Below are 14363 nucleotides of genomic sequence, written 5' to 3' on the forward strand. Positions count from 1 at the left end.
TTACTAACTAACGCTGCTTCTTACGAACATTCATTCCGATCTGGCGTACAAATTTTCTTGGAACAGTTGAGATAACTGCAACAAGAATTTTGTATTGCCAGCCAGGAATGCTCACTGGTTTATTTGCGACTGCATCAATCCATGATTGCTCAACTAATTTATCTGAGTTAAGCCACATAAATTTTGGTAGCCCACCCATCTTCATGCGGCCGCGCTCATGAAATTCAGTGCGAGTAAATCCTGGGCAGAGCGCTGAAACTTTCACTCCGCTGCTGGCAAGTTCGGTGTTGAGAGACTCTGAGAGAACTGTTAAATACGATTTAGATGCGCTATATGTTCCGCCTGCAATAAAGCCTGCAACGGAAGAGACGTTGATTATTGTCCCTGAATTACGTTGCTTCATTCCTGGAATAGCTGTGTGCATCAGGCGCATCGGTGTGCGCACTAATACATCGAACATCTGCTGCTCTGCCGTTATATCGCTAGCGCTAAATGCCTTATTAATTCCAAAGCCTGCATTATTAATCAGCACATCAATTTCGTAGGTCTTGATGTAATCCTCAACGGATGCGCAACCTTCATTTGTCGAAAGATCTGCCGGCAGAACAAAAGTCTGCACGCCATACTTTTCACGAAGCCCCGCTGCGCGCTCATGAAGACGTGCTTCATCGCGCGCAACGAGTGCGACGTTATAACCCTTAGACGCTAGTAACCGAGTAAAACTTTCGCCGATTCCAGCAGTTGCACCAGTTACAAGCGCCCATTGAGCCATTTAGATCTCGATTCCCTTTGGTTCTTCTTCGCGGATATGCCATGAAGATCCGTATTCGGCAATTAAATCAAGGAAGGGTTGTGCTGGGAACCATTCAGGGCCAGCTATTCCTGCTGGTTTCCAACTTCCATTTGCGATGAGCTCCATTGCAATAAGCGGATTGATAGCGGTCTGCCATACAACTGCTTGATTGCCATAGTTCTTCATCGACCATTCATTATCAACAACGTTGTAGATATAGACAGCCTTTGGCTTGCCATCCTTACCTAAACCTTTAACAAGAGTTCCTGCACAGGTCTTTCCGTGCATCTTGTCACCAATTGTTGCTGGGTCTGGCAGAAGAGCTGCAAGAAGTTCGCGCGGTGAAACTTCAACGCCTTGCACGGAAACTTTCTCTTTCTTATCGAGACCAAGTGTGTGAATAGTCTTCAAGGTCTCAATGAATTGAGCGCCGAGTCCATATTTAAAGCGAACTTCTTTCGCCTTCACCTTCATTGGAATCAGAACGGCTTCTTCATGCTCAACGTTGACACATTCGACTGGTCCGATGCCTTCAGGGAAGTCATAGGTTTCAAGTTCGCTAAATGGTTCGGTTGTATACCAACCGCGACCTTCTTCGAAGATCAAAGGCGGATTAAGACACTCTTCGATTGTTGTCCAGATTGAAAATGATGGAGCGAAGTCATAACCGTCAACAGTTAGGTTTGATCCATCCATCACAGCCAAATAATCAATACGAGAGAAGAGTTCATCTTCGGCATAACGCGCGAAGACATCGCTCATTCCAGGTTCGATACCCATTCCAACAACTGCGTAGTTGCCGTTCTTGTTCCAGGTATCTGCGCGAGCGAATTGTTCGTCGCCAAGTTTTACACCGGGCTTATTAAATGGATCGTCGGGATGCGCCTTTGAAAGGGACATCGCCATATCCATGTAATTAACTTTCTCTTCTTCACATGCTAAAAAGATTGGCATTACAAAACGCGGATCTACCGCGTTCACGACAATATCGGGAGCTGCTTTACGAATGAGAGCGCGAATATCGTTCACATCAGAGGCATCCACCTCCTCCGCAGAGAATCGTGGGTCATTTACCTTTGTTACGGCTGCTTGAGCTCTGGACAGACTGCGATCTGCAACGACCATCGAAGTAATAAATGGTCTACGTGATGCGATATTTGCGATTGCACTGCCAACTCCGCCTGCGCCGATAACGAGCGCTTTCATGGGTGGCCTTTCATTCTTAGTTCTACGCGCTTCGAATTAAGCGCGTTAAGGGAAGGCTAGCCGTACCGATAACCTTTGCCAAGCATCTTCACTGTTGAAGGCGCCACGTCCCCGTAGCTCAGTGGATAGAGCAACCGCCTCCTAAGCGGTAGGTCGCAGGTTCAACTCCCGCCGGGGACACTCACCTAAAGTAGGTTCTATGAAGATAAAGATTGTCGTTGTTGCTTTAACAATGGCACTCTCCACGGTTTTCATCCCCGTTTCTTCATCTCACACACGTTCGGTCACTATAAATATTGTCGGTGATGTCCATGGGGAAAGTGCGATTAATCGTAAAGCCATTCCTGCTCTAAAGAAATACTTTGCAGATGGCGACCTCAACATCTTCAATCTCGAAACTTCCGTTACTTCTGAGACTAAGAAAGTAGAGAAGGAATATAACTTCAAGACCGATGTAGCGTTTTTAAAGTCCTTACGCGCTGTCGGTTTTAACGTTGCCAACGTTGCCAATAATCACAGCTATGACTACGGGCTTGATGGATTCATTGATACGTTACAAAATTTGAGATCAACTGGTTTCACCTATGTTGGTGGAGGCAGGAATAGCGAGAGCGCCTACCAAGGTCGCATATACACAATCAATGGAATCAAGATTGCACTTCTGGGTCTTGCCAAGGTTCACGGTGGACCTGAATCAATCGCGAAGAAGGATAAAGCCGGCACAACTAATGGTTATGACTCAGCTTCATCCGAAGCGGCAATCACTCGCCTGGATAAAGCAAGCGATGTACTCATAGTTCTTACCCACTGGGGAGAAGAAGGCACATTTACTCCACGTAACTATGAGATTGCCAGTGCAAAGAGGTGGACCTCACTTGGTGCTGACATCATCGTAGGAAGCCATTCGCATACTCTTCAGCCAATTACCTATGTAAATAAGAAGCTTGTGGCCTATTCACTTGGTAACTTCATCTTTTATTCATCGCATATAGATAATCGAAAAACTGCAATCCTTAAGATTCAAATCAATTCAAAGAAACGCATCTCTTACAAAGTCAGGCCCTTCATCATTAATAATCTGACGAAGGTCCCAGAAATTGAGGTTTCTGAAGCTACGGCTTAAGCAAATACAACAGTGCGATGACCGACAATAAAGATTCGATCTTCGGCATATAACTTCACTGCACGAGCAAGAACTCGGCGTTCAATATCGCGACCAAGGGCAATCATCTCTTCTGGAGTTGCTGAATGGTTCACGTGTGCAACATCTTGTTCGATGATTGGACCTTCATCTAGATCTGCTGTAACAAAGTGAGCAGTTGCGCCAATAATCTTTACGCCACGGTCATGCGCCTGGTGATAAGGCTTTGCACCTTTGAAGCCCGGTAAGAATGAGTGATGAATGTTGATGATTTTTCCTGGCATCGCAGCGCAGAATGTTGAAGAGAGAATCTGCATGTAACGAGCGAGAACTACGAAATCAATCTTGAGTTCTGCAATCTTGGCCAGCATTACCTTCTCTTGCTCAGCCTTGTTCTCGGCTGTAACTGGAAGATAAAGGAACGGAATTCCGTGTGATTCAACGAGTGACTTGAGCTCTTCACGGTTAGAAATAACCAATGGAATTTCAATAGGGAGTTCGCCGAGTTCAAGCAGGTACATCAAATCGCGTAGACAGTGGCTCTCTTTAGTAACAAGAACAAGCGCGCGGGGCTTCTCCGCGGTCGGGCGAATGTGAAGTGCTGGTGAGAACTTACCGAGACCTTCATTAAGGCTCTTGTGTGCTGCATCTAGTCCCTGTGAAGTCTCAAAGCGAGTACGCATCACAAAGGTATTTGTCGTGTGATCTGTGAACTGTTGGTTCTCAATGATGTTGCCGCCGCAATTAAGTACGGCAGTAGTCATCGCGTGAACGATGCCTGGCTGATCCGCACATTGCAGGGAAGCGATGAGATCCATGTTCGTAAGTTTAAAGGGAACTAGTGAGTAATGGTAAATCGCTGCATCCACTTAGGTGCCCACCAGTTGCGCTCACCAAAGAGGCGCATCAGAGCAGGTACCAATAGGGCGCGAACGATTGTTGCATCGAGAATCACCGCAAGGGCAACGCCGAATCCCATCGACTTGATGGAAGTGACGCCGCTTGAGATAAAGGCTGCGAAGACAACTGCGAGAAGAACTGCAGCTGCAGTGATGATTCGCGCAGAACGTTGAAGTCCAGTTGCAACGGCTTCGACATTATCTTTGCCAGCTAGGTGTTCTTCGCGAATGCGTGAGAGCAAGAAGAGTTCGTAGTCCATAGAAAGCCCAAAGACGACGACGGCAATCAAGATAACAATGGATGTATCTAGTGTTCCAGTGAGAGTAAATGAACCAACTAGCCACTGAAGATGCCCATCAATAAAGACCCAAGTAAGAACACCCATAGTTGCAGCGAGTGAGAGAACGTTTAGGAGCACTGCCTTAATTGGAAGAATGATTGAACCAGTGAAGATAAAGATGAGCACTAATACGCTCAGCGCAATCCATCCAAGTGCCCAAGGCAGCGTTGATGAAATGCCATCTTGTGAATCGGTGTAATCCGCAGCTACTCCACCTACAAGAGTTCCTTCAGGTGAAGTTAGATCGCGAATCTCATGGATAAGCGCTTGTGCATCAGGTGTTCGCGGAAGCATTGATTGATAAGCAACAAGTCGAACATCTTGACCAATTACCTGTGGTGGAGCAACAGCGATAACGCCAGAAACTTGACCGATCTTTGCAGCATAGGCTGCGATCTCTTCGGTCTTATCAATTCCGTCGAAGATTACGATTTCAATCGGAGTTCCTGTTTGTCCAGGGAATCGCTCTGATTGGAGCGCAGTTGCAACGGCTGCAGGATTATCTGCAGGAAGCATTCGTGAATCACCTTGTGCAAATTTAATGTTCTGCACAGGTGCGGCCATGATGCCAAGAACAATGAGTGAAAGAATGACAACAGCGGTAGGGCGCTTCATCACCATACGTGCAGTGTTTGCCCAGCGGCCATCTTCTTTCGGCGTGATTGCTGATTTTCTGATGACGCCCTTATCGATCTTCTTTCCTACGAGAGCAAGAATTGGTGGCAATCCCAAGATTGCGCCGACAACAGCAAGTGCAACTACAGATACACCGGCATAGCCAAATGATTTAAGGAATGGAAGTGGGAAGAAAGTCAGCGAGACCATGGTGACAAGAACGGTAAGACCTGAGTAGAAAACAGTCTTTCCAGCAGTTGCCATAGTGGTGACGACAGAATCTTCAACGCTCTTGCCATGATGGATCTCTTCACGGAAGCGGTTGACCATCAAAAGCGCGTAATCGATTCCAAGTCCTAAGCCCATACCTGTTGTGAGGTTGAGTGCGTAGACACTCACTTCAGTAAAGAGTGAGATGAGATAGAGAATAAAGAAGGCTCCCAAGATTGCGGCAACGCCGACGATAAGTGGCATTGCAGAAGCGGCGAGAGCGCCAAATACAAAGGCAAGAAGAATAAAAGTGAGTGGAATAGAGATTGCTTCTGAGATTTTTAAGTCTTTGCCAATCTTCTCAGTGATGGCATTTCCAACTACGCCAACGCCACCTGCATAGAGAGTGAGGCCATCAATTTTTCCATCGTACTTTTCCTGGAAGATCGCGCCGAGCTTCTGGCTCTTAGGCGTAAATGCTTCTCCGTCGCCGTAGATAAGAATGAATCCAGCTTTACCGTCTGAAGATTTCAGAGTTTGTTCGCCACCTGAACTCCAGAATGAAAGTGTCTTAGTAACGCCTTCTTCTTGCGCCATCTTCTTCTCTAACGCAAGCGCTTTCTGAGTAACGATTGGATCAGTGATATCGGTATCACCGGAATCAAGAACAACTGCAACTGCAGGATCTTGAACCTTTAATTCGTCGCGAAGATATTCATAGACCTTGTATGAATCACTGTTTGGGTTTGAGTAACCACCTGAATCGAGTCGGCTGAAGATAAGAGAACCGATTGCTCCTGTGAGCAAGATTCCAATGACAAAGAGGGCAACTGCACTCTTCTTATAACGGACAAGAACATGACCAAGGCGCTCAAACATGAGTTAAGTATGTAGGATTGCGTTATCGGTTTCGAATTCAAAGAACAGGTGTTCCCTCATGAGCGATGTGTTTCCTGCAACAACTGAGGATGAACGCGACCCTCGTGAAGACCAGAGTGAAGATCGACGTCGCGAAGAAGAGATAAAAGGCGATAAGCCGCCACATCACGGTTAATTTATTCTGAAGTAGAAGCTGGCTTTGAAACAGAGTCGGTCTTGTAGAAACCTGAACCCTTAAATACAACGCCTACCGCCGAATACACCTTACGAACTTCGCCCTTGCATTCAGGACATTCTGTCAGCGGTGATTCAGAGAAACTTTGGAAAGCTTCGAAGGCGTGGTCGCACACGGAGCATGCATATTGATACGTAGGCACAATGTGACCTTTCTTCTATTCGTTCTTGGGTATCTATGCCTAAGTCTAAAGAAGTGAGACGATAGGCGCGAATCCACGCGGGTTCTGAGCACCGATATCGAAATATAAGAGGAGTATGTGAGCATGAAGAAGGTCAGCGTTATCGCATTGGTCATTGGAGCAATTTTCCTAACACCTATGACTGCCTTCGCCAATACTCTCGTTGCAACCTCTCCGCTTTCGGGTGCAACTCTGCAAAGCGCACCTAGCGCCGTGACCATCACAACAGAGCTACCTTTGATGGATACCGGAAACGAAGTCTCAGTGACTGATCCAACGGGTGTGCGTGTAGATGATGGCGCGCTCACCATCGATGGCATCAATGCCGTTATTGGCCTTAAGCAGTTGGTAAAGACCGGAATCTATAGCGTCAACTATTCGCTCTTGGCAGAAAATGATGTTCCGCTCATGGGAACTTTTACATTTAACTTTGCTGAACCTACTGTGATTGCAACAGTGGCTCCTGAACCATCAAAAATTCCAACACCTTCAGGAAATAATCTTGGAACAACAATTTTTGTTCTTGGACTTCTTGCAGCAGCAGTGATTGTCACTATTGCGCTCTCTCTATATGCGCGAAAGTTATATAGAGATCGATGAATTTTCTGTCAGGCAATCTGACTTCTGTTGAATTTCTAGGAACTCTCAACAAATCAGTTTCAACTCTCGCCGCATTTGCATTTATCGGTTGTCTCCTGGCCACGTCCTTTCTATTGCCAGAGCGCGAGGGCGCCTTTGAAAAGAGCTCCTTGGCGCTGCGTAAGAAGCTCCGTATCTTCGGATTTATCTGGCTCGCGACAAGCACCTTTCAGATCATTCTTACCCTCGCAAATATCTTAGGAACATCTCTTCTCGACGCCTTTGATGCGACATCACTTAACTCATTTCTCACACAGGTAGATCTCGGTAAATATCTGGCATACCAGCTGGCCTTAATTGCCGTAGTAGTTGTGGGAATTAACTTCGTCCAAAAAGTTCTCGCCAGCACCATCTTCTTGGGACTTTCACTTCTTGCTCTTGTAATACCGGTCTTTCAAAGCCACTCTGCAGCAAGCGGTTCCCACTCATTAGCAATTGGCGCTCTCGTTATTCACGTTGCCGGTCTATCGCTCTGGGTCGGGGGAATTCTCGCGTTACTTCTTATCTCATCCGATGATCGCACCATGGCACTTCCTCGATTTAGCCAACTGGCTTTATGGGCTGCAATCTCTGTTGTGGTCAGTGGAATTGCGAGTGCGTGGACGCGACTTAACTTTGAGGCAGCATGGTCAACTGCGTATGCAAGAGTCATTCTTCTCAAAGCGCTCTTCACATTTGTCTTGATTTTCCTTGGCTATCGAAATCGCAAGACTCTTCTGCAAAGCAATAAGACCGGTTGGAATTTGATGGGCCGAGTTCTTGCAGTTGAAGCGCTGATCATGGGCGTGACAGTTGTCCTTGGCAGTTGGTTATCAAGTTCTCAACCACCACTTGCACCTAATATTAAATACAGCCCAGCACTTTCTATCGTTGGAATGGCTACTCCAGAAGCACCTAGCTTCACGCGATTGCTTATCGCATATAACCCAGATGCACTTTTTATCGGAATACTCATCATCCTTGTCGCTCTCTACATTAAGGGCGTAGTAATTCTGAAACGTCGTGGTGATTCATGGCCGGTAGGAAGAACGATTGCATTCGCGCTCGGTATCTCTGCACTCGACTTTGCAACAAGTGGCGGCTTAGGGGTCTACGCCCTCTTCTCTTTTGAATATCACATGATCGCTCACATGGTCATCGGCATGGTGGCGCCAATCGGAATCGTGCTGGGAGCGCCGATTACTCTGGCTCTGCGCACACTTCCCCTTGGACGCACAAAAGATGAACGTGGCGTTCGAGGCATGTTGATTGCATTCCTACATTCACGTTATTCAGTGATTCTCACCAACCCATTGACCGCACTTGCCTTATTCGATGGCTCACTCTTTGTTCTGTACTTCACTGATCTCTTTGGAAACCTCATGCAATCGCATGCCGGCCACCTCTTTATGAATATCCACTTCTTCCTTGCTGGATTCCTCTTCTTCCATGTCATCATCGGAATTGATCCCAATCCAAAGAAGATTCCTCACATTGTTCGCATCGTGATGCTCTTTGCTGCCATGAGCATCCATGCATTCTTTGCAATCTCATTGCTTGCGACAACTACCTTGATTGATCAGGGTTACTACGCATCTCTTCAAACACCATGGCTCACTGACCTACTTGCAGATCAGCATGCAGCAGGTGCGATTGCATGGGGGATGGGCGAAGTTCCAATTATCTTGGCGCTGATTGCCACCTTTATTCAATGGATGCGTGATGATTCACGCGAAGCCAAGCGCATCGACCGCAATGAAGCTCGTCTTGCCGCCATGGGTGAACCTGATGAATTAGCGCAATACAATAATTATCTCAGCCAATTGCAACGTCGCGATGAGAGGGAAGGAAAGCAATGAGTCTCGAAAATATCTTTACGCTCCCATCTGAGTACAACGATTTACGCGATAGTTTGCGATCCCTTTCCGAGAATGAAATTGCCCCATTCGCACGCGAAGTTGATGAAGATCATCGCTATCCCCAAGAGGCACACGATGCACTTGTGAAGTCAGGGTTATTTGCAGCGCACGTTCCTTCCGAGTTTGGTGGAGATGGCGCAGATGCACTTGCAACATGCATCATCATCGAAGAAGTCGCACGTGTGTGTGGTGCCTCATCTCTTATTCCGGCAGTTAATAAATTGGGCTCTCTTCCATTGATTCTTGGTGGAAGCAAAGAACAGAAAGAGCGTTGGCTCCGTCCGCTCGCACAAGGAAAAGGTTTCTCTTACTGCTTATCCGAATCCGAATCTGGTTCAGATGCTGCATCCCTGAAGACAAAGGCCGAACGAAAAGGCGATTCTTGGGTAATTAACGGAAGTAAGAAGTGGATCTCAAATGCAGGTATCTCTGAGTTCTACACAGTCATCGCTCAGACAGATCCTTCACTTGGCTCTAAAGGAATAACAGCATTTATCGTTGAAAAATCAGATCCTGGCGTCTCCTTTGGTGCACCAGAGAAGAAGATGGGATTCCGAGGTTCACCAACGCGCGAGGTCTACTTCGACAATGTAACTATCGGAGATGATCGACGCATCAGCGAAGTCGGAAAAGGTTTCGCACTCGCGATGGATACCCTCGATCACACCCGCATCACCATTGCAGCGCAGGCACTTGGATTAGCGCAAGGCGCACTCGATGCTGCGAAGAAGTATTCACATGAACGTAAGCAATTTGGCAAAGAGATCTTTGATTTCCAGGGCGTTCAATTTATGTTGGCCGATATGGCAATTGCTGTTGAAACTGCTCGCCAGATTACTTACGCGGCTGCAGCTAAAAGTGAACGTGGCGATAAGGATTTGAAGTTCTTCTCTGCGGCAAGCAAGACCTATGCAACAGATGTCGCCATGAAGGTCACTACTGATGCGGTGCAGGTACTTGGTGGATATGGATACGTTTCAGATTACCCAGTCGAGCGAATGATGCGCGATGCCAAGCTGACTCAAATCTATGAAGGCACCAACCAGATTCAGCGAATTGTTATCGCTCGCAATCTTCCTTAATTAAATTTTTGAAATCTAAGAATTAAATCGGGCGTTGCTGCCGCATGTAATGGAAAATCCCATGGTTCGCGCGGTAGATCTTCACTTGAAATCTCATCTGGATGAATGAGACCAATCGACCACGCAGCTAGTTGCGGAAGTGCGCGGTCGTAATAACCACCACCTTGGCCAAGACGATAACCGCTTCGATCGATGCGAAGCGCCGGAACAACAACAATTTCAATCTTGCCAATATCGCTGATCGCCGGACCAACGGGTTCAAGAATTTTCTTTGCCTTCTCTAAACCTTCTGGCTCGCCAGTCCAGCGAACCCATTCGAGCTGATCGCCATTGATGCGGGGAAGAACGAGAGTTTTTCCTGCTGCGATGAGTGCTTGGTTGAGTTGATGAGTATCTGGTTCATCGCCATATGACATGTAACTTGCGATTGTGGTTGCGCGAGTAAATTCTGGAGAACTCACAAGAAATTCAAAGGTATGTTCGATGTAACGCGCGTTACGTTCTTGGCGGTATCGAGTTCGAAGTGATGACTTTTCATCGCTGATACCCATGAAATCCCCTAGTACGTAGACCTGTGCAAGTAAGGTTAGTGATTATGTCAGAACGATTGCGCGTAGATGAAGTACTTACTTCTCTTTTAGAACTATGCCGTCCTCTCGACCCATTTGATATGCCGCTTCTTGATGCGCACGATGCAACTCTTGCTGAAGATATCTTCGCTGGCGAACGTCTTGTCATGAAAGCCGGAAGCCGTATTCGCTCAACTCAGATCGGTCTTGCAGCTTCAATCGGACTTGATCACCTGCCCACTCGACCACATCCACGTGTTGTCGTGATTTCGGCTGGCCCAGATTTAGTTGAACCAGGAACTCCGCTCAAAGCTGATGAAGAGTACGAGACAAATTCTTGGCTGCTTACGACCGCTGTGCGCGAAGTCGGCGCAGTTGCATACCGCGTTCACTCGATTCCTGATGATGAATCACAATTGCAGAGCGTGATTGAAGATCAGCTGGTCCGCGCAGACCTGATCATTATTAGTGGCGAACGCCATGACGACTCTTTCGATCTCATCACTCGCACCCTCGAAAAGATAGGTGAAGTGAAGACAATTGAAATTGCCATCGAATCTAGCGGTCGCCATAACTTCGGAACCATCGGACCGGATAAGACTCCGGTAGTCACTTTGCCGGGCGACCCAATCGCTGCCTACATCTCATTTGAACTCTTAGTCAGGCCAATGATTCGCACCATGCTTGGTACAGCAACAATTCATCGCCCATCAGTAAAGGCGAAGCTTGAAAAGGCGCTTACTTCATCAGGTGGCGATCGCTCATACGTTCGCGCAATCTTGAGCGAAGACGGAAAGTCTGTAACGCCACTGAGCTCGCAGGATGAGCAGGCAACGCTTTCTGATGCCAATTCATTTATCGCAGTACCCGAAGGCGAAACTTCTCTCACAGCAGGCGCCGATGTCACCGTTGTGGTGCTCGAACGTCGATACCTCTAAAGCACTATTTCTATGTGGCCCGTAGTTCTTCACGGAGATGAAATCACTCTACGGCCAGCCAGATTTCGAGATCGCGCTCGCTGGAATAACGTCCGTGCCGAAAACCGAGAGTGGTTAAGCCCTTGGGAGGCAACGCTTCCGCTGATTCCAGAAGATAGTCCGGCGAGCGAATTTCACACAAAGCGCCCGTCTTTCTTTGAGATGGTCGCAAATCTCAATCGCGAAGCTCGTGCAGGTCGCTCATATTCATTCCTCATCTGGAACGGCAGCAATCTGGTCGGACAGATAACTATGGGCGGCGTTATGTATGGCGCGCTACGTGGGGCTCATATTGGATATTGGATCGATCGCAATTTCGCCAACCGTGGATTTACAACCCAAGCGGTGAAGTTGGTATCTGCCTTTGGTTTTTCACAGTTGGGGCTACATCGCATTGAGATAAATGTGCGCCCTGAAAATGCAGCATCATGCAGGGTTGCCGAGAAGGCAGGCTTTGAATTAGAAGGCCACCGCAAGGCTTTTCTGCATATTGATGGAGCATGGCGAGACCATGTCTGCTTCGTTAAGAACAATGAATTAATCAAGTAAACCCCCCTTGAAATCCACGGGGTTAAAGCCCTGCACCTCTAATCTTTACCCATCATGGCTTCGGGAATTATCTATCTAGCGATTATTGGCATGTGGGTTGCCTATTTTCTGCCTCGCTGGGTACATAACAAGAACGAATTTTCAGGAAAGAGCGTTGAAAGATATAAAAGCGCTCTTCGTGTAGTTGCCAGTAATACCCCCGGAGCGAATACAACTTCCGGTGTCATCTATACAGATGTAGATCGCGAAGGACGAGTAGCGCAACAACTCATGCGCCGCAGAATTATTTTCTCTCTCATCACAGCCACAATGATTCTCACAACGGTAGGTGCAATCATGCAGACCTTCACATATTTAGCTATCGCTCTTCCAGTAACTGGATTAGTTATCTACATCGCCCATGTGCGACGTCAAGAAAATAGTGATCGCATTCAACGTCGTCGCGTTGATCAATTACATCGCACCACCGAAGGTGTTTCACATACAAACCTTGCGGATGTTCTGACAACAAAGACACATCATGAAGTAAAGATTAATCAGGACCACTGGGTACCTCTAGCAGAGCGCGAACTTACTGGCGTTACCTTGCTTCCTAAGGGCACGGCGCAATCACGTGCACAGTGGCAACCAAATGAGATTCCAGTCCCAACATATGTCAATGCGCCAAAGGCTGTTCAGGCAAAGCGCGTCATTGATCTGACCGAGCCAGGTAAGTGGACTGAAGAACAAGAGCGTCTTGAGCGCGAAGCACTTGCGGCAGCTGCACCTTCACGCGATGAAGTATTTGATCAGCAATTAGCTGATGAAGCAGTACAGCGTCTGCGCGATGTTCGCGCAGCGAATCAGTAAGTAAACCTTTAAATCCAGCTCGGGAACCACATGCGAGAGCGCCATGCCTCGTATGTGATGACATCGCCTAAATAGACAGGCAAGAAGTAGAGAAAGTTAAAGAAGAGCACGATAAATGCTGCAGCAATAATTACTTCTCCCGCGCGCGCATAATGAGAAAGAATCCAGCGCGCACAATAAACAAGGGCAAGAATCAAGAATGGCTCAAAGACAATTGCATAGAAAGTAAAGACTGTGCGTTGTTGATAGAAGAACCACGGCAGATATCCAGCTGCAATTCCGGCAACAATCAAGGTAAGTGCCGGCTCCATCTCTTTAAGAACAAGCGCGCGGATCCACATTCCGAATACAACAAAGATTGCGATTGCACCTAGCCACCATAAGAAGGGTGTGCCCAGTGCGAGAATTTCTTGAGAACAACTTTCACTTCCACATCCTTGCGGAGTTTCGTAATAGAAAGATGTTGGTCGACCCATGACAAGCCAACTCCAAGGGCTTGCTTGATAGGTGTGTTTATCTGTTAAGCCTGTATGGAATCCCAACATTTGTTGGTGATAGTAAATGAAGGAAGAGAAGACATTTGATGAGTAGCTACGATCCCAACCGCGGTTACTTGCAAACCATCCAGCCCAAGAAGATATGTAAATGACTAGTGGAGTAATTCCAAATTGTCCGATGCGCGAAAGTGTTGGCTTGATCAAGTCACGCCCTGAATGGTGAGTAAATGCTCGGTACAGTCCGATTGCTCCAAAGATTGCAATGAAATAGAGAGCGCTCCACTTTGTTCCAAGTGCAAAGCCCAGTGCTATTCCGGTCCACCAATAGCGTTTAGTGAGGAAGAAATATGTAGCAACGAGAATAAAGAAAGCAAGGAAGTTATCAAGTAGCGCAGTTCTCGAATGCACTAAAGCAAGACCATCGATTGCCATTAAGCCTGCAGCAAGGGCTGTAAGTACTGTCTTTCTAAAGAGGCGATGAGCGATAAGTGCAATCAGCAGAATCATCAATGAACCCACGAGGGCGCTGGTAAATCTCCAACCAAAGCTATCGTCGCCAAATACTTTGATTCCAAGTGCAATCAACCATTTACCAACAGGTGGATGCACAATGAATTCAGCTTTATCTCCAGAGACTTCAACGCCGTATGCCAGTAAATCGCGTGCACCATCGACGTAATAGACCTCATCGAAGATAAATCCCTTTACTTGACCCAGATCAACGATGCGGAGAATGAAAGAGAGAAGTGCGATGAGTATCGGAGCAATAGCTGCAACCATAAGTACAGAATATGGGAGGATTC

General features: G+C 47.1%; 14 protein-coding genes and 1 tRNA gene. 8 read left to right on the forward strand and 7 right to left on the reverse strand.

The window, feature by feature from the left end; all coding sequences use genetic code 11:
* Nucleotides 1-7 precede the first annotated feature (7 nt).
* Both AC8GFK_RS00630 and AC8GFK_RS00635 read right to left on the reverse strand, forming a co-directional pair.
* Nucleotides 8-772: an SDR family NAD(P)-dependent oxidoreductase gene (locus tag AC8GFK_RS00630; RefSeq protein ID WP_506625309.1), complete on the reverse strand. Its 765-nt coding sequence runs from the start codon at nt 770-772 to the stop codon at nt 8-10.
* Nucleotides 773-1999 (reverse strand): saccharopine dehydrogenase family protein, encoded by a 1227-nt coding sequence (locus tag AC8GFK_RS00635; protein WP_506625310.1) that lies wholly within the window; start codon nt 1997-1999, stop codon nt 773-775. It lies immediately after the preceding gene.
* A 107-nt stretch (nt 2000-2106) separates the two neighbouring features.
* Here AC8GFK_RS00635 and AC8GFK_RS00640 point away from each other — a divergent pair.
* Nucleotides 2107-2179 (forward strand) — tRNA-Arg (locus AC8GFK_RS00640).
* Nucleotides 2180-2198: 19 nt separating this feature from the next.
* The gene (locus tag AC8GFK_RS00645; protein ID WP_506625311.1) at nt 2199-3122 is read left to right on the forward strand and encodes a CapA family protein; all 924 of its coding nucleotides are present in this window, start codon (nt 2199-2201) and stop codon (nt 3120-3122) included.
* Here the strand turns inward: AC8GFK_RS00645 and purU are convergent.
* The 3 genes from purU to AC8GFK_RS00660 form a co-directional block, all read right to left on the reverse strand.
* Entirely contained in the window at nt 3119-3958 is an 840-nt protein-coding gene (gene purU / locus AC8GFK_RS00650; protein WP_506625312.1) for a formyltetrahydrofolate deformylase, read from the reverse strand. The genes AC8GFK_RS00645 and purU overlap by 4 nt on opposite strands.
* Nucleotides 3959-3978: 20 nt before the next feature.
* On the reverse strand, nt 3979-6084 hold the full coding sequence (locus AC8GFK_RS00655; protein ID WP_506625313.1) for an MMPL family transporter: 2106 nt from the start codon (nt 6082-6084) through the stop codon (nt 3979-3981).
* A gap of 176 nt (nt 6085-6260) precedes the next feature.
* Entirely contained in the window at nt 6261-6461 is a 201-nt protein-coding gene (locus tag AC8GFK_RS00660) for an FmdB family zinc ribbon protein (protein WP_095673031.1), read from the reverse strand.
* Between the two features lie 123 nt (nt 6462-6584).
* Here AC8GFK_RS00660 and AC8GFK_RS00665 point away from each other — a divergent pair, with 123 nt between their 5' ends.
* Genes AC8GFK_RS00665 through AC8GFK_RS00675 form a run of 3 tightly spaced genes read left to right on the forward strand, consistent with a single transcriptional unit; the run spans nt 6585 to nt 10119 of the window.
* Nucleotides 6585-7100 carry a copper resistance CopC family protein gene (locus AC8GFK_RS00665; RefSeq protein ID WP_506625314.1) on the forward strand — a complete coding sequence of 172 codons (516 nt, stop codon included), beginning with the start codon at nt 6585-6587 and terminating at the stop codon, nt 7098-7100.
* Nucleotides 7097-8977, forward strand: coding sequence for a bifunctional copper resistance protein CopD/cytochrome c oxidase assembly protein (locus AC8GFK_RS00670; RefSeq protein WP_506625315.1), 1881 nt, complete (start codon nt 7097-7099; stop codon nt 8975-8977). The genes AC8GFK_RS00665 and AC8GFK_RS00670 overlap by 4 nt, the downstream gene beginning before the upstream one ends.
* On the forward strand, nt 8974-10119 hold the full coding sequence (locus AC8GFK_RS00675) for an acyl-CoA dehydrogenase family protein (protein ID WP_506625316.1): 1146 nt from the start codon (nt 8974-8976) through the stop codon (nt 10117-10119). The genes AC8GFK_RS00670 and AC8GFK_RS00675 overlap by 4 nt, the downstream gene beginning before the upstream one ends.
* Here the strand turns inward: AC8GFK_RS00675 and AC8GFK_RS00680 are convergent.
* Nucleotides 10116-10670 carry a 5-formyltetrahydrofolate cyclo-ligase gene (locus AC8GFK_RS00680; RefSeq protein ID WP_506625317.1) on the reverse strand — a complete coding sequence of 185 codons (555 nt, stop codon included), beginning with the start codon at nt 10668-10670 and terminating at the stop codon, nt 10116-10118. The two genes, AC8GFK_RS00675 and AC8GFK_RS00680, sit on opposite strands and share 4 nt — an antisense overlap.
* 44 nt (nt 10671-10714) lie before the next feature.
* Here AC8GFK_RS00680 and AC8GFK_RS00685 point away from each other — a divergent pair, with 44 nt between their 5' ends.
* From AC8GFK_RS00685 to AC8GFK_RS00695, 3 genes are read left to right on the forward strand one after another with little or no spacing between them, the layout of a single operon-like run.
* Nucleotides 10715-11626, forward strand: a complete 912-nt coding sequence (locus tag AC8GFK_RS00685) for a molybdopterin-binding protein (protein ID WP_506625318.1) — start codon at nt 10715-10717, stop codon at nt 11624-11626.
* A gap of 12 nt (nt 11627-11638) precedes the next feature.
* Nucleotides 11639-12214 (forward strand): GNAT family N-acetyltransferase, encoded by a 576-nt coding sequence (locus AC8GFK_RS00690; protein ID WP_506625319.1) that lies wholly within the window; start codon nt 11639-11641, stop codon nt 12212-12214.
* A 54-nt stretch (nt 12215-12268) separates the two neighbouring features.
* A complete protein-coding gene (locus AC8GFK_RS00695; RefSeq protein WP_506625320.1) occupies nt 12269-13063 on the forward strand; it encodes a SepX/GlpR family protein in 795 nt (264 codons plus the stop codon).
* 8 nt (nt 13064-13071) lie between these two features.
* On the opposite strand, the gene AC8GFK_RS00700 is transcribed toward AC8GFK_RS00695, so the two are convergent.
* Nucleotides 13072-14340 carry a dolichyl-phosphate-mannose--protein mannosyltransferase gene (locus tag AC8GFK_RS00700; RefSeq protein WP_506625321.1) on the reverse strand — a complete coding sequence of 423 codons (1269 nt, stop codon included), beginning with the start codon at nt 14338-14340 and terminating at the stop codon, nt 13072-13074.
* Between the last annotated feature and the right edge of the window lie 23 nt (nt 14341-14363).

The sequence above is a fragment of the Planktophila turicensis (SeqCode) genome (genome assembly GCF_965234405.1).
Classification (GTDB): Bacteria; Actinomycetota; Actinomycetes; order Nanopelagicales; family Nanopelagicaceae; genus Planktophila; species Planktophila turicensis.